General features: G+C 71.9%; 15 protein-coding genes and 1 pseudogene. 8 read left to right on the plus strand and 8 right to left on the minus strand.

What is annotated here, in order from left to right; genetic code table 11:
- Positions 1-135: 135 nt before the first annotated feature.
- Entirely contained in the window at positions 136-1,164 is a 1,029-nt protein-coding gene (locus tag AB0O21_RS15800; RefSeq protein ID WP_365171374.1) for a DUF916 domain-containing protein, read from the plus strand.
- Positions 1,165-1,226: 62 nt separating this feature from the next.
- Positions 1,227-2,483, plus strand: coding sequence for a hypothetical protein (locus AB0O21_RS15805; protein WP_365171376.1), 1,257 nt, complete (start codon positions 1,227-1,229; stop codon positions 2,481-2,483).
- A gap of 79 nt (positions 2,484-2,562) precedes the next feature.
- On the opposite strand, the gene AB0O21_RS15810 is transcribed toward AB0O21_RS15805, so the two are convergent.
- From AB0O21_RS15810 to iolC, 4 genes are all read right to left on the minus strand, one after another.
- Entirely contained in the window at positions 2,563-4,062 is a 1,500-nt protein-coding gene (locus tag AB0O21_RS15810) for a CoA-acylating methylmalonate-semialdehyde dehydrogenase (protein WP_365171378.1), read from the minus strand.
- Positions 4,063-4,074: 12 nt separating this feature from the next.
- Positions 4,075-5,949, minus strand: coding sequence for a 3D-(3,5/4)-trihydroxycyclohexane-1,2-dione acylhydrolase (decyclizing) (gene iolD / locus AB0O21_RS15815; protein WP_365171380.1), 1,875 nt, complete (start codon positions 5,947-5,949; stop codon positions 4,075-4,077).
- Positions 5,946-6,779 carry a 5-deoxy-glucuronate isomerase gene (iolB, locus tag AB0O21_RS15820; RefSeq protein WP_365171681.1) on the minus strand — a complete coding sequence of 278 codons (834 nt, stop codon included), beginning with the start codon at positions 6,777-6,779 and terminating at the stop codon, positions 5,946-5,948. Before iolB ends, iolD begins: the two co-directional genes overlap by 4 nt.
- A 253-nt stretch (positions 6,780-7,032) precedes the next feature.
- Entirely contained in the window at positions 7,033-7,977 is a 945-nt protein-coding gene (gene iolC / locus AB0O21_RS15825; protein WP_365171683.1) for a 5-dehydro-2-deoxygluconokinase, read from the minus strand.
- A 61-nt stretch (positions 7,978-8,038) separates the two neighbouring features.
- Here iolC and AB0O21_RS15830 point away from each other — a divergent pair, with 61 nt between their 5' ends.
- Entirely contained in the window at positions 8,039-8,953 is a 915-nt protein-coding gene (locus tag AB0O21_RS15830) for a sugar phosphate isomerase/epimerase (protein WP_365171382.1), read from the plus strand.
- Positions 8,954-8,972: 19 nt separating this feature from the next.
- Positions 8,973-9,983, plus strand: a complete 1,011-nt coding sequence (locus AB0O21_RS15835) for a Gfo/Idh/MocA family oxidoreductase (RefSeq protein WP_365171384.1) — start codon at positions 8,973-8,975, stop codon at positions 9,981-9,983.
- A gap of 272 nt (positions 9,984-10,255) precedes the next feature.
- On the opposite strand, the pseudogene AB0O21_RS15840 reads toward AB0O21_RS15835, so the two are convergent.
- Positions 10,256-11,101 (minus strand): annotated as a pseudogene (locus AB0O21_RS15840) (helix-turn-helix domain-containing protein).
- 152 nt (positions 11,102-11,253) lie between these two features.
- On the opposite strand from AB0O21_RS15840, the gene AB0O21_RS15845 reads away from it, so the two are divergent.
- Positions 11,254-11,454: a MerR family transcriptional regulator gene (locus AB0O21_RS15845; RefSeq protein ID WP_365171386.1), complete on the plus strand. Its 201-nt coding sequence runs from the start codon at positions 11,254-11,256 to the stop codon at positions 11,452-11,454.
- A 30-nt stretch (positions 11,455-11,484) separates the two neighbouring features.
- Here AB0O21_RS15845 and AB0O21_RS15850 read toward each other — a convergent pair whose 3' ends face one another.
- Positions 11,485-13,734 carry an MMPL family transporter gene (locus AB0O21_RS15850; protein ID WP_365171388.1) on the minus strand — a complete coding sequence of 750 codons (2,250 nt, stop codon included), beginning with the start codon at positions 13,732-13,734 and terminating at the stop codon, positions 11,485-11,487.
- A gap of 131 nt (positions 13,735-13,865) precedes the next feature.
- Here AB0O21_RS15850 and AB0O21_RS15855 point away from each other — a divergent pair, with 131 nt between their 5' ends.
- On the plus strand, positions 13,866-14,540 hold the full coding sequence (locus AB0O21_RS15855) for a TetR/AcrR family transcriptional regulator (protein WP_365171390.1): 675 nt from the start codon (positions 13,866-13,868) through the stop codon (positions 14,538-14,540).
- A gap of 54 nt (positions 14,541-14,594) precedes the next feature.
- Here the strand turns inward: AB0O21_RS15855 and AB0O21_RS15860 are convergent, their stop codons facing one another.
- The gene (locus AB0O21_RS15860; protein ID WP_365171392.1) at positions 14,595-15,806 is read right to left on the minus strand and encodes a cation:proton antiporter; all 1,212 of its coding nucleotides are present in this window, start codon (positions 15,804-15,806) and stop codon (positions 14,595-14,597) included.
- Positions 15,807-15,965: 159 nt separating this feature from the next.
- Here AB0O21_RS15860 and AB0O21_RS15865 point away from each other — a divergent pair, with 159 nt between their 5' ends.
- Positions 15,966-16,199, plus strand: coding sequence for a cation transporter (locus tag AB0O21_RS15865; protein ID WP_365171394.1), 234 nt, complete (start codon positions 15,966-15,968; stop codon positions 16,197-16,199).
- Between the two features lie 122 nt (positions 16,200-16,321).
- On the plus strand, positions 16,322-18,577 hold the full coding sequence (locus tag AB0O21_RS15870; protein WP_365171396.1) for a heavy metal translocating P-type ATPase: 2,256 nt from the start codon (positions 16,322-16,324) through the stop codon (positions 18,575-18,577).
- Between the two features lie 311 nt (positions 18,578-18,888).
- On the opposite strand, the gene AB0O21_RS15875 is transcribed toward AB0O21_RS15870, so the two are convergent.
- The gene (locus AB0O21_RS15875) at positions 18,889-20,178 is read right to left on the minus strand and encodes a citrate synthase (RefSeq protein ID WP_360902915.1); all 1,290 of its coding nucleotides are present in this window, start codon (positions 20,176-20,178) and stop codon (positions 18,889-18,891) included.
- Positions 20,179-20,302: the final 124 nt, after the last annotated feature.

Raw genomic sequence — 20,302 nt, forward strand, 5'->3', positions numbered from 1 at the left:
AACTTACCCGACAAGGAATTTCGCTACCTTAGGATGGTTATAGTTACCACCGCCGTTTACTGGCGCTTAAGTTCTCAGCTTCGCAACCCCGAAAGCCACCCCTTCCCCGTCTCCGCGCCGACTGGAGAACCTCCCATGCGCACCCGCACCTCCCTCTACGGTCTGCTCGTCGGCCTGCTGCTGGGGGTGGGCCTGCTCCCCGCCACCGCCGCGACCGCGGCGGACAACGGCACCTGGGGGGTCTTCCCCACGCCCGCGCCCGGTGCGGCGATGACCGACCGCGCCTACTTCTTCCACCAGGGCCCGGCCGGGACCTCCATCGGCGACAGCGTCACGATCCTGAACTCCTCCGACAAGGAGCTGACGTTCCAGGTCTTCGCGACCGATGCCGTGAACACCCCCTCGGGCGGCGCCTTCGCGCTGCTGCCCGTGGAGACGAAGCCCAAGGACATCGGCACGTGGATCGCCCTGCCGCCCGAGACCGCGTCCACCGTCACCGTGCCCGCCAAGGGCCGCAAGGACATCCCGTTCACCGTGAAGATCCCGGCGGACGCGACGCCCGGCGACCACGTCGGCGGGATCGTCGCCCTCAACACCGCCGTGGAGGGCATCCAGCAGGAGGGCAAGGTCCAGGTCGGGGTGAAGCGTTCGGTGGGCACCCGGCTGTACTTCCGGGTGCCGGGGCCGCTGACGCCCGGACTGAGCGTGGAGGACGTGAAGGTCGACCGGTCGGCGCCGCTGCTGCCCTGGGTCAAGGACGCCCGCGCCACCATCACCTACACGCTGGTCAACCGGGGCAACGTGGTCGTCGACCCCAAGGTGACGGTCTCCGCCGAGGGCCTGTTCGGGCGCGAGGTGCTGGACCGGCCGGCCCGGGAGCTGAAGCTGGCGCTGCTTCCCGGCCAGCGGATCGAGCTGACCGAACCGTGGCCCGACGCCCCCCAGTCGGACTGGGTCACCGTGAAGATCACCGCCGGCGCGGCGGCCCACCCCGATCTGCTCTCCGAGTCCGAGACGGACTTCATCGCCGTCCCGTGGCCCGCCCTGGGGCTGTTCCTGGTGCTCATCGGCGCCCTGACGGCCGTCCTGGTCCTGCGGCGCCGCCGCCGGCAGGCCGACACGGAACAGCCGGAATCCGAACGGGACTTGGCTCAGGCGCATTGACCGGCAAGGGTGTCCCCAGGTGACGGTATCCGGCCATCACCGACCAGGGGGAGGCACGACCGATGGACCAAGACCACAGCGACACCCGCCCCGGCCCCGGCCGGCGGGCCGTCCTCGCCGGCGGGCTGGCCGGCGCCGCGGCCCTGACCCTCGGCGCTGCGGGTCCCGCCACCGCCGCCAAGGGCACCGGGCTGCTGAGCCGCATCGAGCGGGCACTGGGCACCGGCACCGCCGCCTACCTGCCCGGCGACGGCTGGATACGCCTCACCCTCCCGCTGGACGACGGCGGCCCGGCCCCCGTCACGGTGGACGTGCTCGCCGACACGGCCCGGCCCCCGCACGGGATCGCGTACCTCCTGCCCGGCGGTGGCCTGAACTTCGCGGCGGACTTCTTCACCCCCGGCGGCCCCGGGGACCCGGGCCTCGCCCACGAGCTGCGCCGCCAGGGCCTGCTCGTCGTCGGCGTCACCCCCCGCGAGGACGCCGCCGCACCCGGGGACATCACCGCCGAGTGGGGGCTCGCGGCGCACCGCCGGGACCTGGCCCGAGTGGTGGGCGCGCTGGACTCCGTACTGCGCCTGCCGTACCAGTACGTCGGCCACTCCGCCGGGGCCGCCCTCGCGCTGGACGCGGCCTCGCACGACGACTCGCCGCGGCTGCGCCGGGTGGTCGTCCTGGACACCACCGGGCCCTACACGGGCGAGCTCGCGGTGCGGGCGGCCGCGACCCGGGACGCGTACGCCGCCCAGCTCGCGCAGGGCACGTACGCGGTCGATCCGGGGCTCGCGGGCCTCGTAGCCCGCGCGGTGACGGACCCGGCGGGCGCCTCCCCGGCCCCCTGGCCGCCGCACCCCTCGCTCCGCTTCACTCACGCGGGCCTCGCCCACTTCGCGCTGATCCACACCGCCCTCCTCCCCGGCGCGGCCAACTGGATCTACCGGCAGGGCCACAGCGCCGGCAGCTACGCCTTCGGCGCCACCCCGGCCGAGGACCGGTTCACGCTGACGCACACCCCCCTGGCCACCTGGCACGCGGCGACCTCCGCCCTCGGCAGCGGACTGCTGCCGACCGCGCTGATGCGGGACCTCGCCGCGGTCTGGGCGGGCGACGAGGCCACGTACCGGATCGGCTGGGACCGCATCCGCGCCGAGGTGGTCTGGGTCAACACCGCGCTGGGCCGCGGCGACCACCCGCGCGGCGCGGAGCTGATCCGCGCCGCGGGCAACGACCGGGTGTCGTTCACGGTCGTCCCCGGCTACGGGCACGGCGACGCGGTGTGGAGCACGACGGCCGCGCAGGACGTCTGGTCGCTCCTCTGAAGGGAAGGAAACGGACTCGCCCCCCGCGGTGAGGGTTGCGGGGGGCGAGCGGTCCTACGGGGCCCGGGGGGCCGGTCGGTCAGTGGTTGCGGGGGAAGCCCAGGTCCACGCCGGCCGGGGCGTCGGCCGGGTCCGGCCAGCGGGTCGTGACGACCTTGCCGCGGGTGTAGAAGTGGATGCCGTCGTTGCCGTAGATGTGGTGGTCGCCGAAGAGGGAGTCCTTCCAGCCGCCGAAGGAGTGGTAGCCCACCGGCACCGGGATCGGCACGTTGACGCCGACCATGCCCGCCTCGATCTCCAGCTGGAAGCGGCGGGCGGCGCCGCCGTCGCGGGTGAAGATCGCGGTGCCGTTGCCGAACGGCGAGGCGTTGATGAGGGCCACGCCCTCCTCGTAGGTCTCCGTGCGCAGCACGCACAGCACCGGGCCGAAGATCTCGTCGCGGTAGGCGTCGGAGTCGGTCTTGACGTTGTCGAGCAGCGAGAGGCCGATCCAGTGGCCGTTCTCGTTGCCCTCCACCGTGTAGCCGGTGCCGTCCAGGACCACGTCGGCGCCCTGGGCGGCCGCGCCCTTCACGTACGAGGCGACCTTGTCGCGGTGGGCGGCCGTGATCAGCGGGCCCATCTCCGAGGTCGGGTCGTTGCCGGGACCGATCTTGATCTTCTCGGCGCGCTCGCGGATCTTCTCGACAAGCTCGTCGGCGATGGAGCCGACGGCCACGACGGCGGAGATCGCCATGCAGCGCTCACCGGCCGAGCCGTAGGCCGCGGAGACCGCCGCGTCGGCGGCCGCGTCCAGGTCGGCGTCCGGCAGCACCAGCATGTGGTTCTTGGCGCCGCCCAGCGCCTGGACGCGCTTGCCGTTGGCGGAGGCGGTGGTGTGGATGTGGCGGGCGATCGGGGTCGAGCCCACGAAGGAGACGGCCGCGATGCCGGGGTGCGCGAGCAGCGCGTCGACGGCGACCTTGTCACCGTGGACGACGTTCAGCACGCCGGCCGGCAGCCCGGCCTCCGTCGCCAGCTCGGCCAGCTTGTTGGCGGCCGACGGGTCCTTCTCGCTCGGCTTGAGGATGAAGGTGTTTCCGCAGGCCACGGCCAGCGGGAACATCCACATCGGGACCATCGCCGGGAAGTTGAACGGGGTGATGCCCGCGACGACGCCCAGCGGCTGGCGGATCGCGGAGACGTCCACCCGGTTGGACACGGACGTCGACAGCTCGCCCTTGAGCTGCGTGGTGATCCCGCAGGCCAGCTCGACGATCTCCAGACCGCGGGCGACCTCGCCCAGCGCGTCCGAGTGCACCTTGCCGTGCTCGGCGACGATCAGCTCGGCGATCGCGTCGCGGTTGGCGTCCAGCAGGGCGCGGTAGGCGAAGAGCACCTTGGTGCGGGCGGCCAGCGAGGACTGCCCCCAGCTCAGGAACGCCTCCTTGGCGACCTTCACCGCCGCGTCGACCTCTTCGGCCGAGGCGAGCGCGACCTGCGTGGTGACCTCGCCGGTGGCCGGGTCGGTGACCGGGCCGTAGTTGCCCGACGCGCCCTCGACGGTCTTGCCACCGATCCAGTGGTTGACGGTCTTCATTGCCTTGCTCCTTCACAGATGGCGACGTCGCTGCGCGGCTTGCCGGTCGTACTCTTCACGGGCCTGGGCCGCCGCTGTGCGGTTCGCGGTCTCGGCCACAGGAACATCCCACCACGCCTGTGCGGGGGGCGGGCCCGACACAGTGTCGGGCGTTCGGGTCTGTACGTAGACACATGTGGGACATGTTGCCGAGCGTGCCTGGGCCAGTGCTTCCCGCAGGTCACGCACGGTACGGGCGCGTATCACGGCCATCCCGAGGGAGCCCGCGTTCGCCGCGAGGTCCACCGGAAGGGGGTCGCCGGTGTACGAGCCGTCGGGCGCCCGGAAGCGGTACCCGGTGGCGAACCCCTCGCCGCCCACGGCCCCCGACAGCCCGCCGATCGACGCGTACCCGTGGTTGTCGAGGACGACCACCTTGATCGGAATCCGCTCCTGCACGGCCGTGACGATCTCGGTCGGGTTCATCAGGTACGTGCCGTCGCCGACCAGCGCCCACACCGGGCGGCCGGGCGCGGCCAGGGCCACCCCGATCGCGGCCGGGATCTCGTAGCCCATGCAGGAGTACCCGTACTCCAGGTGGTACTGGTCGACGGACCGGGCCCGCCACAGCTTGTGCAGGTCCCCGGGGAGCGAGCCGGCAGCATTGACGAGCACGTCACTGGCATCGACGAGCCCGTCGAGCAGCCCGAGCACCTGCGCCTGCGTCGGCGGCAGCTCCTCGTCCCCCTCACCTGCGCTCCAGGCGGCATCGACCCGCCGCTCCCAGTCCCGCTTCCCCTCCGCGTACGAGGCCGCGTACGCGGGATCCACCCGGTACCCGGCGACCGCCCCGCCCAGTTCCCCGAGCCCCTCGCGGGCGTCGGCGACCAGCGGGAGGGCGGCGAGCTTGTGGGCGTCGTACGGGTCGAGGTTGAGGCCGAGGAACCGGACGGCCGGGTTCTGGAAGAGGGTCGCGGAGGCGGTGGTGAAGTCCGTCAGCCGGGTCCCGGCGGCGATCACCAGGTCGGCCTCCCGGGCGAGCCCGTTGGCGGTGGCCGTGCCCGTGTGCCCGATCCCGCCGACCTCGGCCGGGTGGTCGTACGGGAGCACGCCCTTGCCCGCCTGCGTCGTGGCCACCGGGATCCCGGTGGCCTCGGCGAACTCCGCCAGCGCGGCCCCCGCCCCGCTGTGCCGGATCCCGCCGCCCGCAACGATCAGGGGCCGCGCGGAGCCCCGTACGGCGGCTGCGGCGGCGGCGAGCTCGGCACGGTCGGGCCGGGGACGGCGTACGCCCCACACCCGCTCGGCGAAGAACTCCTCGGGCCAGTCGTACGCCTCGGCCTGCACGTCCTGCGGCAGCGCGAGGGTGACGGCGCCGGTCCGGACGGGGTCGGTGAGCACCCGCATGGCCTGCAGGGCGGCCGGGACCAGCGCCTCGGGGCGGGTGATCCGGTCGAAGTAGCGGGAGACCGGCCGCAGGGTGTCGTTGACGGACACGTCCCCCGCCTCCTGGACCTCCAACTGCTGCAGCACGGGATCGGCGGGCCGGGTCGCGAAGGTGTCCCCCGGCAGCAGGAGCACCGGAATCCGGTTGATGGTCGCGCCGGCCGCCCCGGTCACCAGGTTCGTGGCGCCGGGCCCGATCGAGGTGGTCACGGCATGGGCGGACAGCCGCCCGCTCTGCCGCGCGTACCCGACGGCGGCGTGCACCATGGCCTGCTCGTTGCGCCCCTGGAAGAAGGGCATGGCGTCCGGCCCCGCCTCCAGCAGCGCCTGCCCGATCCCCGCGACGTTCCCGTGCCCGAAGATCCCCCAGGTGGCGGCGACCAGCCGGTGCCGGCGCCCGTCGCGCTCGGCGTACTGCACGCTCAGGAACCGTACGAGCGCCTGCGCCACGGTCAGCCTCATCGCTCCGCCTCCTCTGCTCCGGGGAACGGCAGCCGGGGGTCGATCTCCTGCCCGTCCCAGCTGCCGCGGATCCAGGCGTGCTCGGGGTGGTCCCTGATCAGCCACTCCCGCGGCTCGCCCGGGGGCCCGGCCATCACGTTCAGGTAGTACATGTCGTGGCCCGGCGCGGCGATGGACGGCCCGTGCCAGCCGTCGGGAATCAGCACGGCGTCCCCGCTCCTGACCTCCGCCAGGATGTCGGTCTTCCCCGCGGGAGACGGCGTGACGCGCTGGTAGCCGACCCCGGGGGTGTCCCCGTGCGGGGCGATCTCGAAGTAGTAGATCTCCTCCAGGCGGGACTCCTCGCCGGGGGTGCGCGTGTCGTGCTTGTGGGGCGGGTACGAGGACCAGTTCCCCCCGGGGGTGAGCACCTCGACGGCGATGAGCCGGTCCGCGGGGAACACGTGGGCCGCGCCGAAGTTGTTGACCTGCCGCGAGCACGCGCCGGCGCCGCGCAGCTCGACGGGCACGCCGCCTGCGGGCCCGTACCGCGCGGGCAGCCGCGTCCCGCACCGCGCCCCGGCGAGCGCGAACCGCCCGCCGGCGGCCGACTCGATCTCCGCGTGCGCGTCCCTTGGCAGGTAGGCGAAGTCGGTCGTCCCCGCGAACACCCCTGACCGCCCGTGCAGTTGGAACGTGACCGGTGGGGTTTCGGGCCCTGCGGGGCTTCCCCCACCCCGCCCCTTCCCGAAACTGTGGGCTCCGCCCCCAGACCCCCGCGCCTCAAACGCCGGCGAGGCTGATTTCGGCCACGGCGCGGCGGAATCCGGTCCCGCCGGCGGAACATCCAGCCCCGCCGGCGTTTGAGGCGCGGGGTCCGGGGCGGAGCCCCGATCCTTGAGCCCCGCCGGCGTTTGAGGCGCGGGGTCCGGGGCGGAGCCCCGGGGAACGGGGGAAGGGCGAGTAGGGGACGGCTCCGCGCAGCGGACCTCGCACCCACCCGACAACGGCAGCACGATCCACTCGCACTCCCCCGCCTCGAACCGGTACACCTCCCCCGGCTCCAGCGCCAGCACCCGCAGCCGCGTCCATTCCATCCCCCACTCAGACACCACCGGCACGCCCCAGCACCCCCTCCACCTCGTACGCGAACGGCATCGCGCTCGAACACGCCAGCCGCGAAGCGACAATGGCCCCGGCCGCGTTCGCGTACCGCAGTACCTCCGCCAGCGGCCACCCCGCCAGCAGCCCGTGGACCAGCGCGCCCCCGAACGCGTCCCCCGCGCCCAGCCCGTTCACCACCTCCACCGGCACCGGCGGCACCTCCGCCACCGTCCCGTCGCGGTGGACCGCCAGCACGCCCTCCGGCCCCCGCTTGACCACCGCCAGCTCCACGCCGGAGGCGATCAGCGCCCGCGCCGCCTCCCACGGCTCCGACCGCCCGGTGGCGATCTCGCACTCCTCCAGGTTCCCTACGGCCACCGTCGCCCCGGAGAGGGCCCGTTCGTAGTACGGTCCCGGTTTCTCCCGCCACAGCGTCGGCCGCCAGTCCAGGTCGAACACCGTGGTCCCCACCCGGCCGCGCGCGGCCAGCGCCGCCAGCGTCGCCGCCCGTGAGGGCTCCTCGCTCAGCCCCGTCCCCGTCATCCAGAACACCCGTGCGGCCCGTACCGCCGCCAGGTCCACCTCCTCCGCCCCGATCTCCAGGTCGGGGGCCTTCGGCTGCCGGTAGAAGTAGAGCGGAAAGGAATCCGGCGGGTAGATCTCGCAGAAGGTGATCGGCGTGGGGAGCCCGGCGACCTCCCCCACCCACCGGTCGTCCACCCCGAACCCCCGCAGCTCCGCCCGCAGATACCCGCCGAAGGGGTCGGCTCCGGTGCGGCTGATCACCGCCGTGCGCCGCCCCAGCCGGGCCGCCGCGACGGCGACGTTGGCCGGGGAGCCGCCCAGGAACTTGCCGAAGGTCTCCGCCTCGGCCAGTGATACGCCGGTCGTCAACGGGTAGAGATCCACCCCGATCCGCCCCATCGTGATCAGGTCGAACTCCATCGGATCCCCGGTCCCGGTCACTGTCAGCCCTCTCACTCGTCCTCCACCCAAGGTGGCAGCTATGACGTCCTCCCCGCCCGCGTTGACCCGTATCCGTGTCGGTTCGGCTCCGGACTCCTGGGGTGTCTGGTTTCCCGACGACCCCGTACAGACCCCCTGGGAGCGCTTCCTCGACGAGGTCGCGGACGCCGGCTACGAGTGGATCGAGCTCGGCCCGTACGGCTATCTGCCCACCGATCCCGCCCGCCTCGCCGAGGAGACCGCCAAGCGCGGGCTGCGGGTCTCGGCCGGCACCGTCTTCACCGGACTCCATCACGGGCCCGCCGTGTGGGAGGACACCTGGGCGCACGTGTCGCGGATCGCGGCGCTCACGCAGGCGATGGGCGCGGCGCACCTCGTGGTCATCCCTTCCTTCTGGCGGGACGACAAGACCGGCGAGGTGTTGGAGGACCGCACCCTGACCCCGGACCAATGGCGCGAACTGGCCTCCCAGACCGAGCGCCTGGGCCGGGAGGTCCGGGAGCGGTACGGGCTGCGGATCGTCGTCCATCCGCACGCGGACACCCACATCGACACCCCTTCGAGCGTGGCCCGCTTCCTGGACGCCACCGACCCGGACCTCGTCTCGCTCTGCCTGGACACCGGGCACTACGCGTACTGCGGCGGCGACAGCGTCCAGGCGATCGAGACCTTCGCGGAGCGGATCGGCTACCTCCACCTCAAGCAGGTGGACCCGCGGATCCTCGCCGAAGTCGTGGCCGAGGAGCTGCCGTTCGGGCCCGCCGTGGGCCGCGGGGTGATGTGCGAACCGCCCTCGGGGGTGCCCGCGCTGGAACCGGTCCTCGCCGCCGCCCAGCGGCTCGGCGTGGACCTGTTCGCCATCGTCGAGCAGGACATGTACCCCTGCCAGCCCGACCGGCCGCTGCCCATCGCCCGCCGTACCCGCGACTACCTTCGCTCCTGTGGCGCCCGCTGACCCTTCGGAGGAGAGAAACATGAGCACGCTCGGCATCGCCGTCATCGGTACGGGCAGGATGGGCGCCGACCACGTCCGCCGGATCGGGCGGACCGTGGGCGGGGCCCGGGTGGTGGCCGTGGCAGATCCGGACGGGGACCGGGTCAAGGAGGTCGCGGGCGCCCTGGACGGGGCGAGCGCGCACACCGACCCGGCGGCCGCCATAGCAGCGCCCGGGGTCCAGGCCGTGTTGATCGCCTCCCCCGGACCCGCCCACGAGGAAGCGATCCTGCACGCCCTGGAGCGGGAGCTGCCGGTGCTGTGCGAGAAGCCGCTGACCCCGGACCCGGCGGGCGCGCTGCGCGTGATGGAGGCCGAGCAGCGGCTGGGGCGGCGGCTGGTGCAGGTGGGTTTCATGCGGCGGTTCGACGCCGAGTACGAGCGGCTGAAGGAGCTGCTGGACGCGGGCGGGATCGGGCGGCCGCTGTTCCTGCACTGCCGGCACCGCAACGCCGCCTCGCCGTCCTTCTTCACCAGCGACATGCTGATCAGCGACTCCGTGGTGCACGAGGTGGACGCGGCCCGCTGGCTGCTGGGGCAGGAGGTCACGGCCGTCACCGTGCTCTCCCCGAGGCCGACGGCGGCCGCCCCGGAGGGGCTGCGCGATCCCCGGCTGGTGCTGCTGGAGACCTCCGGCGGGGCCGTGGTCGACGTGGAGATCTTCGTGAACTGCGGTTTCGGCTACCAGGTGCAGTGCGAGGCGGTGGGCGAGTCGGGCAGCGCCCGGATCGGGGACGGCCACGCGATGGTGGTGCAGTCGGCGGGCCGCTGGGGCGGGGAGATCGACCAGGACTTCACGGTGCGCTTCGCCGACGCCTACGACCGCCAGCTGCGCCGCTGGGTGGCCGCGGCCGCGCGCGGCCGGATCGCGGGTCCCGACGCCTGGGACGGGTACGCGGCGGCGGCGGTCTCGCAGGCGGGTCTCGCGGCTGCCCGAACCGGCGTACGGACCCCGGTGGAGCTGGCGGAACGGCCGCCCCTGTACCGCTGAGCCCTCTGCACCGCTGAGCCCCTTGCGCACCCCTGTGCCGTATCTGTCACAGGGGTCCCCTGCGTGTCACGCATATCCGCATTACGCGGGTCTTCCGTCACAGGCGTTCCACAGCCCCTCTCCTGGCCTCACCTCGCGTCGTTCCCCGGGCACAACACGAGTGATCGTCAGTGTCCACGCGCCGGCTCCCCCGACGGCCTCCCGGCCGGCCCCGCGGTGTGGACAAGGAGGTGTCTGGCTTGGCTTCTCCCCCTCCTGAAGAAGGGCGATTCTCACGACTCGCGCCGCGAGGGTTTCTGCTTCGTCGCCGACCGCCTGCCCGGAGTTCTCCGTTGAGGTCTTACACCGGCTCCACAGACTGTCACCGCCAGCCCGGCGGCCTTCAGGTTGCGTGCCGCGTTCACGTCCCGGTCGTGGGTCGTGCCGCAGTTGGAACACAGCTTGGAGGAAGGGAACCAGCACACTTGTACTCCAGCATGGTGCGCATGTCGCGCCACCCGGCGTCCGAGATGCCCCGGGCCAGGGTGTGGTTTTTGACCATGTTACGCACGGTCAGGTCCTCGATCACGAGCGTTTGGTTTTCACGCACGAGTCGAGTCGTCAGCTTGTGCAGGTGGTCCAGGCCGGCGTCGATCCCGATTGCCGTGTCTATGACGGGGAGGGGCTTTACGGCCGGGTCCTCGCACAGCAGGGAGACGAACCACCGGCCCGCACTGTCCTGGGACACGGTCACCGTGGACGGCCGCGCACCCTCAGGCAGGGGCCTCGACCACACGATTTCCAACGGCTCGGACATCTTCGCCAGTGTGAGCTTCCCGTCCCGGAACCGGAACCCGGAGGTGGTGTACTCGGCGGACTTACGCGACTTCTTCCTCGACTTGAAACGCGGGCACTTCGCCCGCTTTCCGAAGCTCCTCGGTCTTCTTCCACACCGTCAGCATTGCCGAAGTGGCGTTGTAGTTGACCCGCTCCTTCCGGGTCCACGCCTCGGTACGGGCCGCAAGCGCCAGGTTGTGGACCTTCCGCACGCACCCGAACGTGCGCGACAGCTCGGCTGCCTGCGCATCAGTCGGATACCAGCGGTATTTGAACGCCCGCTTCACATAGATCCCGGTCACGCTCACAAACCAGCAATGTAACTGGTGAGCATCAAACCTGCGGGCCAGAGCATTGCGATCCATCCAAAGGGCGAATCCGAGCCCGTTGCCCTGCGCCGCAGGAGTCCGTTTCCTCCCCACCTAAGGGTGGGGGAATCCACGGAGGAATCCATATGAGCGACCGACAGCTGTGGTCGTACAAGGAGATCGCCGCCCACATCCGGGTCCAGCCGGACACGGTGCGCTCCTACCGCAAGCACGGCCTCCTCCCGCCGCCCGACCACGTGGAGGGCGGCAAGCCGTACTGGTACGCCGACACCGTCCGCGCCTGGGTGGCCCGGCGCCCCGGCAACCGGGGCCGCGGCGGGGACTGACCCGTACGCGGCCTCCGGGCCTACCCGGGATCAGGCCGTCCCGACGGGCACCTTCTCCTCTTCCGGCCGGGCCTGCGGCTGCACGGCCTCGGCAGCCTCCCCTTCGCTCAGTCCGAACCTGTCGTGCAGCCTCCGCAGCGGGCCCGGGGCCCACCAGGTGGCCTTCCCGGTCAGCTTCATGACCGCCGGGACCAGGAGGCTGCGCACGACCATGGCGTCCATCAGCACCGCCAGCGCGATCCCCAGGCCCAGCATCTTGGTGTTGGTCACCCGCGAGGTGCCGATGGCCACCATCACCACCGCCAGGATCAGGGCCGCTGCGGTGATCAGCCCGCCGGTGCGGGCCAGGCCGGTGCGCACGGCCCCCTCGTGGTCGCCGGTCCGGTCGTACTCCTCCTTGATCCGGGATATGAGGAACACCCCGTAGTCCATGGACAGTCCGAAGGCGATGCAGAACATCAGGACCGGCAGCGAGGTCTCGATGTCCCCGGTGGAGGTGAAGGACAGCAGTCCGGAGAGGTGGCCCTCCTGGAAGACCCACACCACCGCTCCGAACATCGCGGTCAGGCTGAGGGCATTGAGCAGTACCGCTTGGAGCGGTATCAGCAGGCTTCCGGTGAGCAGGAAGACCAGCAGCAGGGTGGCCAGCACCACCAGGGCCAGTGCGGTGGGCAGTTCGTCGGTGATGGCCTTCTGGGAGTCGACCAGCACCGCCGCCTGGCCCGTCACGGAGGCGGGGAAGCCGGCCGCCACCTTCCGCACCTCGCCGACCAGGTCCTGGGCCTGCTGCCCCACGGCCTCGCCCTCGGAGACCACGGAGAGGTAGGTGTACGCGCCCCCGCCGCCCTGGCCGACCGGGCCGTCGACCCGGACCACCCCCGGGAGCCGGGCCAGCCGGTCCCGGTACGCGCTCAGGTCCGCCGGGGTGGCCCCGCCCTCGGTGAGGACGGTCAGCCCGCCGTCGGGGCTGCCCGGGAAGCCGTCCCGGATCTGCTGCTGGACCACATGCGACTCGGCGGTCTTCGGCAGCTGCCGGTCGTCCACGGTGCCGAACTTCACTCCGAGGAAGGGCAGTCCGAGGAGCAGCAGCCCGGCGGTGGTGGCCACGGCGAACAGCGGGGCCCTGCGCATCACCAGGGCGGCGGCCCGCCCCCAGCCCCGCCCGGGCTCACCCGGGCTCCCGCCTGCCTCGGCCGGGCGCCGCCGCTGCCATATGCGCCGCAGGTCCAGGGAGTTGACCCGGTCGCCGAGCAGTATCAGGGCCGCCGGCAGCAGGATCAGCGCGGCCGCAGCCGCGATCAGGACGACCGCGACGCCTGCGTAGGCGAAGGAACGCAGGAAGTACATGGGGAAGAAGAGCATCGCCGAGAGGGCGACCGCGACGGTCAGTGCCGAGAAGAGGACCGTGCGCCCCGCGGTGCGCAGGGTGGCCCCCACGGCCGCGGCCGGATCCCGCCCGGCGGCGAGCTCCTCGCGGAACCTGCGGACGATGAACAGGGCGTAGTCGATGGCGAGTCCGAGACCGAGCGCGGTGGTCAGGTTCTGGGCGAACACGGAGACGTCGGTGAACTCGGTGAGGCCGCGCAGCACCGCATTGGTGCCGACGATGGCCACGATGCCGACGCCCAGCGGCAGCAGGGCCGCGATGGCGCTGCCGAAGACGAGGACGAGCAGGACCAGGGTCACGGGCAGGGCGATCAGTTCGGCGCGGAGCAGGTCCTCCTGGATGGTCCTGTTCACCTCCCGCTGGACCGCGGCGGGTCCGCCGAGGGAGACGCGCGCCGGGCCGTGCTCGCCCCGGTAGCGCGGGGCGATCCGCTCCAGCACCTCGGTGGCGGTCTTCTCGTCGCCGAGGACCCGGGCGGTGATGAGGGCCTGCCGGCCGTCCTCGGAGCGCAGCGCGGGCAGTCCTGTGCGCCAGTACGAGCCGACGCCGACGACCCCCCGTTCCGCGGCGAGCTGCGCGGTCAGCCGCTCCGCCTCGGCCGCGACGGCGGGATCGTCCACCCCGGCCGCCCCCGGCGCGGCGTCGACCAGCAGCAGCAGATTGGGCTGGGAGTCCGGGAACTCCCGCTCCAGCGCCCTGGCGGCGAGCGTGGACTGGGCGCCCGGGTCCTCGAAGCCGCCGCTGCCCATCCGGTCGGCGACGCCGCCGCCGGCGAACACGGCCAGCGCCGTGACCACCAGGACGAGCAGGAGCGTGAGCCGCGGCCGGGCCGTGACGAACCTCGTCCACCTGCCGCTCTCCCCGGACGACGGCGGTTTTTTGACTTCGGTCATGGCTCGGTGTCCCCTTCACCGTGATTGCCAGGCCGAATAGACTGGCAAACACGAGCAGTCGCTCGCGTTTCTCCAGAATGCGAGCGATCTCTCGCGTTTGTCAATCGCCCGTGAGGAGCAAGGGATTGGACATGCCGGGAACCGCCAGGGACAAATCCGTCGCAACCGGTGAAGACGGTGACCTCGCCGCGGCCGCCCCGCGCCGCCGCCAGGCGCGCGGCGAGCGCCGGATCAGCCAGCTCCTGGCCGCCGCCGCCGGGGTGTTCTGCCGCACCGGCTACGCCGCCGCCAGCACGAACGCCATCGCGCGCGAGGCCGGCGTGTCGCCGGGCACGCTCTACCAGTACTTCCCGAACAAGGAGGCCATCGCGATCCAGCTCGGCAGCCAGCTGCTCCAGCACGCCCGGGAGACGCACGGCCAGGCCTTCCTCCCGGAGAACGTGCACCTGCCGCTGCCCGAGGCGCTGGACGCCATCCTGGACCCGCTGATCGCCTTCAACTGCGAGAACCCGGCCTTCTGGGCGCTGATGCACGGATCCGGCATCCCCGGCGCCATGGACACGGAGCACGAAGAGCTCCACACGAGCATGACCGCACAGGTCCAGGGCGCCCTGCGGACCCTCACCACCGACTTCACGCCGGCCGAGCTCGACCACGTCTCACACATGATCCTGGGCATCTTCAAGGCGTCCCTCGACCTGATCCTGGCCCACGAGGGAGCCGAACGCGACGCGTACGTCGCGGAGCTGAAGACCGTCCTCCTGCGCTACCTGGAGCCGATGGTCACCACGCCCCGGCCCCGCTGACCCGCCACCGGCCGGCCGCCGACGCCCGCGCCCCGCCCCCGGCCCCGGCCCCGCTCACCAGGACTCGTCGCCGCCGATCCGGCCCCCCTCCCGGGCCCGTACGCGGTCCCGCAGCCGCAGTCCCACCAGCGGGAACACCAGCACCGACAGCATTCCGGCCCCCACGAGCGCGGCGGCCTCCCCCGGGTCCACCTTCCCGTCCTCCACCCCGAGCGTGGTGATCGCCACCACCAGCGGCAGCGCCGTGGAGCCGAACAGCACCAGCGCGGACCGGTCCCGCCGGCCCAGGTCCCTGGGGGCCAGCAGCCAGATCGGCAGCCCGCGCACCACCAGGAACAGCAGCAGGAACAGCGGCAGCAGCAGGAGCTCCCGCCCGCCCGAGAGCAGCGCCTCCAGGTCGAACTCGACGCCGGTGACCACGAAGAACAGCGGCACCAGGAAGCCGAAGCCCATGGCCTCCACCTTCGACAGCACGGTCTCACTGGCCTCCGGCGCGGCCCCGTGCAGCACGAGCCGGGTGATGAGCCCGGCGGCGAAGGCCCCGAGCAGGATGTCCAGCCCGAGCACCTGGGCCAGCGCCAGCATCGACACCAGCAGCAGGACCACCAGCCGCACCGCGAACTGCCCGCTGCTGTGCAGGGTCTTGGCGATGACGTTGGAGAACCACGGCGGCTTGGGGCGCAGCGCCCACAGCACCGCCACCGCCGTCAGCACCGCGAAGGCGGCCAGCAGCGCCGCCGACTGCCCCGGGGCCCGCCCGCTGAGCAGCAGGGCCATGGCGATGATCGGCCCGAACTCGCCGAGCGCGCCCATCGCCATCACCACCGAGCCGAACCTGCTCCCCAGGTCTCCGGCGTCCCTGAGCACGGGCAGGATCGCCCCGAGCGCGGTACTGGTGAGCGCGGTGCCGACGTAGACGCCCTTTTCGAAACCGCCGCCGTGGGCGAGCAGGGTCCCGATGCCGAGGCCCAGCGCGAGGGCGATCAGCCAGGCCCACACCGACCTCTTGAGGGTGTCCCCCCTGACCCGGTCGAATTCGAGCTCGTAGCCGGCCAGGAAGATCAGCATCGCGAGGCCGAGGTTGCTCAGTACGTCGACGACCTCGGCGGTGTGCACCCAGCCGAGGACGTCGGGGCCGAGCAGGATCCCCAGCAGGATCTCGAAGATCACCAGCGGCACGGCCAGCCAGCGGGAGATCCCGTACGCGAGCAGGGGCGCGAGCACAGCGGCGGCCATGATCAGGACGAGACTTCCCGAGTGATCCATAACGGCTATTTACTTACAGTTCCGACATACCGGCCAGTTTTGGCAACACAAGCTCGCTTTCATACCCCCCAGGGGTATAGTCTGTGAGTGTCGGGGGGACGGTGGAGGAATCCATCGCCCCCGGCGACCGGACAGGTACGCCCCGAAGAGGAGAACGACATGACCGCCGAGACGGACACCCAGACCACCACCGTCTACCGCGTGACCGGCATGAGCTGCGGGCACTGCGAGGGCTCGGTGACCAAGGAGCTCAGCGCCCTGGCCGGCGTCAGCTCGGTCAAGGCCGTCGCCGCGACCGGCGAGGTCACCGTGGTCTCCGCCGCCCCGCTCGCCGAAGCGGACGTCCGCGCCGCCGTCGACGAGGCCGGCTACGAGCTCGCGGGCCAGGCCTGAGACCTCGCGCGGCACCCGGCAGCACCGGCGGCACCCCGCACCACCCAGCAGCATCCCGCCGGGCCGTACCGGCCAGCTCATACTGGTTCCGTACGGCCCGGCCATTCCCCTGGAGCCGGAAGATGAGCAGCACAGTGCACGACGGGCCCATAGCGGCGGTGGAACTCTCGATCGGCGGGATGACGTGCGCCTCCTGCGCGGCCCGCATCGAGAAGAAGCTCAACCGGATGGACGGGGTCGAGGCCACGGTGAACTTCGCCACCGAGAAGGCGAAGGTCTCCTACAGCGGTGACGTCCAGGTCGCCGACCTGATCGCGACCGTCGTGAAGACCGGGTACACCGCCGAGGAGCCCCCGCCGCCGCAGCCCGAGCCCACCGCGGAACCGGAAGGCGCCGAAGCCCCCCGCGACCCCGAACTCGCCGCGCTGCGCCACCGGCTGATCGTGTCGGCCGCCCTCGCGCTGCCCGTCGTCCTGCTCGCGATGGTCCCGTCCCTCCAGTTCGACAACTGGCAGTGGCTCTCGCTGACCCTCGCCGCCCCCGTCGTGGTCTGGGGTGCCTACCCCTTCCACAAGGCCGCCTGGACCAACGCCCGGCACGGCGCCGCCACCATGGACACCCTGGTCTCGGTCGGCACCCTGGCCGCCTTCGCCTGGTCGCTGTGGGCCCTGTTCTTCGGCCACGCGGGCATGCCCGGCATGCGGCACGGCTTCGACCTGACCATTTCCCGTACGGACGGCTCCTCGGCCATCTACCTGGAGGTCGCGGCCGGGGTCGTCTCCTTCATCCTGCTCGGCCGCTACCTGGAGGCCCGCTCCAAGCGGAAGGCCGGCGCGGCCCTCAAGGCACTGCTCGAACTCGGCGCCAAGGACGTGGCCGTGCTGCGCGGCGGCACCGAGGTACGGATCCCCGTGGCGCAGCTCGCGGTCGGCGACCGCTTCGTCGTCCGGCCCGGCGAGAAGATCGCCACCGACGGCACGGTCGTCGAGGGCAGCTCCGCCGTGGACGCCTCCATGCTGACCGGCGAGTCGGTGCCCGTGGAAGTCGCCGTCGGGGACGCGGTCACCGGCGCCACCGTCAACGCCTCCGGGCGCCTGGTCGTCGAGGCCACCCGGATCGGCGCCGACACCCAGCTCGCCCGGATGGCCAGGCTCGTCGAGGACGCGCAGAACGGCAAGGCCGAGGTGCAGCGCCTCGCCGACCGGATCTCCGGGATCTTCGTGCCGATCGTGCTCGTCCTGGCGCTGGGCACCTGGGCCACCTGGCTCCTGATCACCGGCGACGCCACCGCCGCCTTCACCGCCGCCGTGGCCGTCCTGATCATCGCCTGCCCCTGCGCCCTGGGCCTGGCCACCCCGACCGCGCTCATGGTCGGCACCGGCCGCGGCGCACAGCTCGGCATCCTGATCAAGGGACCCGAGGTCCTGGAGTCCACCCGCAAGGTCGACACCGTCGTCCTGGACAAGACCGGCACCGTCACCACCGGCCGGATGACCCTGGCCGGCGTGCACACCGCCGAGGGCGTGGACGAGAAGGAACTGCTGCGCCTCGCCGGCTCCCTGGAGCACGCCTCCGAGCACCCGATCGCCCGGGCCATCGCGACCGGCGCCGTCGAGCGGGCGGGCACCCTGCCGGTCCCCGAGGGCTTCGAGAACCTCGCCGGCCTCGGCGTCCAGGGCGTGGTCGACGGGCACGCGGTCCTGGTGGGCCGCGAGCGGCTCCTCGCCGACTGGGCGATCACCCTCCCGGAGGGGCTCGCCGGGGCCAAGGCGGCCGCCGAGGCGGCGGGCAGCACCGCCGTGCTGGTGGCCTGGGACGGGGCGGCGCGCGGGGTCCTGACCGTGGCCGACGCCGTCAAGGAGAGCAGCGCGGAGGCGGTCTCCCGGCTGCGGGCGCTGGGCCTGACCCCGGTCCTGCTGACCGGCGACAACAAGGCCGTCGCCGAAACGGTGGCCCGCGAGGTGGGCATCGACGAGGTGATCGCCGAGGTGCTCCCGCAGGACAAGGTGGACGTCGTACGCCGCCTCCAGGCCGAGGGCCGTACGGTCGCCATGGTCGGGGACGGGGTCAACGACGCGGCCGCCCTGGCCCAGGCGGACCTGGGGCTGGCCATGGGCACCGGCACGGACGCGGCGATCGAGGCCGGCGACCTGACCCTCGTACGGGGGGACCTGCGGGTGGCGGCGGACGCGATCCGGCTGTCCCGCAAGACCCTGGGCACCATCAAGGGCAACCTGTTCTGGGCCTTCGGCTACAACGTGGCGGCCCTGCCGCTGGCGGCCGCCGGACTGCTCAACCCGATGATCGCGGGGGCCGCGATGGCCTTCTCCTCGGTCTTCGTGGTGACCAACAGCCTGCGGCTGCGTTCCTTCCGGTAGTGGCCCCCCCTCCCCACGGCCCACACAGTTCCTTCACGGGAGACGCAGATCACAGTGACGGCAACGTAACCATCCGGGGTCGTCGCGGGTCTAATGGGGCGATGCCAGGAACGTCTTGGGGGACGTCCGGGGGTATCGGCCGGCCGGGATTCGTGCGCGGGAAGCCTTGAGCGGCCGTCCCGACCCGAAACGGGTCCCGGCACCACCGACGCCCCGGCTCGGGTCCCGTGGGGGGAATCCGTACCGGGGAAAAGGAAAGCGCCCCGACCGTCGACCCGTGGGGGGATCGACGGCGGGGCGCTTTTCGTACGTCAGCGGGCCTCTACGGGGACGAAGTCGCGCAGGACCTCGCCGGTGTAGATCTGGCGCGGGCGGCCGATGCGGGAACCCGGCTCCTTGATCATCTCGTGCCACTGGGCGATCCAGCCGGGAAGCCGGCCGAGCGCGAAGAGCACGGTGAACATCTCGGTCGGGAAGCCCATGGCCCGGTAGATCAGGCCGGTGTAGAAGTCCACGTTCGGGTAGAGGTTGCGCGAGACGAAGTACTCGTCGGCCAGCGCGTGCTCTTCCAGCTTCAGCGCGATGTCGAGCAGCTCGTCGCTCTTGCCGAGCGAGGAGAGGACGTCGTGCGCCGCCGCCTTGATGATCTTCGCCCGGGGGTCGAAGCTCTTGTAGACGCGGTGTCCGAAGCCCATGAGGCGGACGCCGTCTTCCTTGTTCTTCACCTTGCGGATGAAGGCGTCGACGTCGCCGCCGTCGTTCTTGATGCCTTCCAGCATCTCCAGCACCGACTGGTTGGCGCCGCCGTGCAGCGGGCCCCACAGCGCGGAGATGCCGGCCGAGATCGAGGCGAACATGTTCGCCTGCGAGGAGCCGACGAGGCGCACGGTGGAGGTCGAGCAGTTCTGCTCGTGGTCCGCGTGCAGGATCAGCAGCTTGTCGAGGGCGGCGACCACGACCGGGTCCAGGTCGTACTCCTGGGCCGGCACGGAGAAGGTCATGCGCAGGAAGTTCTCGACGTAGCCGAGGTCGTTGCGCGGGTAGACCACCGGGTGGCCGACCGACTTCTTGTACGCGTACGCGGCGATCGTCGGGAGCTTGGCCAGCAGCCGGATCGTCGAGAGGTTGCGCTGCGTCTCGTCGAACGGGTTGTGGCTGTCCTGGTAGAAGGTGGACAGCGCGCTGACGACGGAGGACAGCATCGCCATCGGGTGCGCGTCGCGCGGGAAGCCGTCGTAGAAGCGCTTGACGTCCTCGTGCAGCAGCGTGTGCTGGGTGATCTCGTTGCGGAACGACGCGAGCTGGTCGACGGTCGGCAGCTCACCGTTGATCAGCAGGTAGGCGACCTCGATGAAGGTCGAGCGCTCCGCCAGCTGCTCGATCGGGTAGCCGCGGTAGCGCAGGATGCCCTGCTCACCGTCGAGGTAGGTGATCGCGGACTTGTAGGCCGCGGTGTTGCCGTAGCCGCTGTCCAGCGTGACGAGCCCGGTCTGGGCCCGCAGCTTCGAGATGTCGAAGCCCTGGTCGCCGACGGTGCTCTCGACCACCGGGTAGGTGTATTCACCGTCCGCGTACCGGAGTACTACAGAGTTGTCGCTCACGTCATCCCTCACCGACGTAGTGCCTCTTCTTCGAGGTGCCCTGACTGCCTCTACCTTCCCCCATTTGGCGCAGGAGAGTGCACTCGGGGTCGGCCTTTGGTGCTTCCGACGGCACTCAGTGCCG

It is taken from the genome of Streptomyces sp. NPDC091371, from assembly GCF_040684275.1.
In the GTDB taxonomy this organism is placed as follows: domain Bacteria; phylum Actinomycetota; class Actinomycetes; order Streptomycetales; family Streptomycetaceae; genus Streptomyces.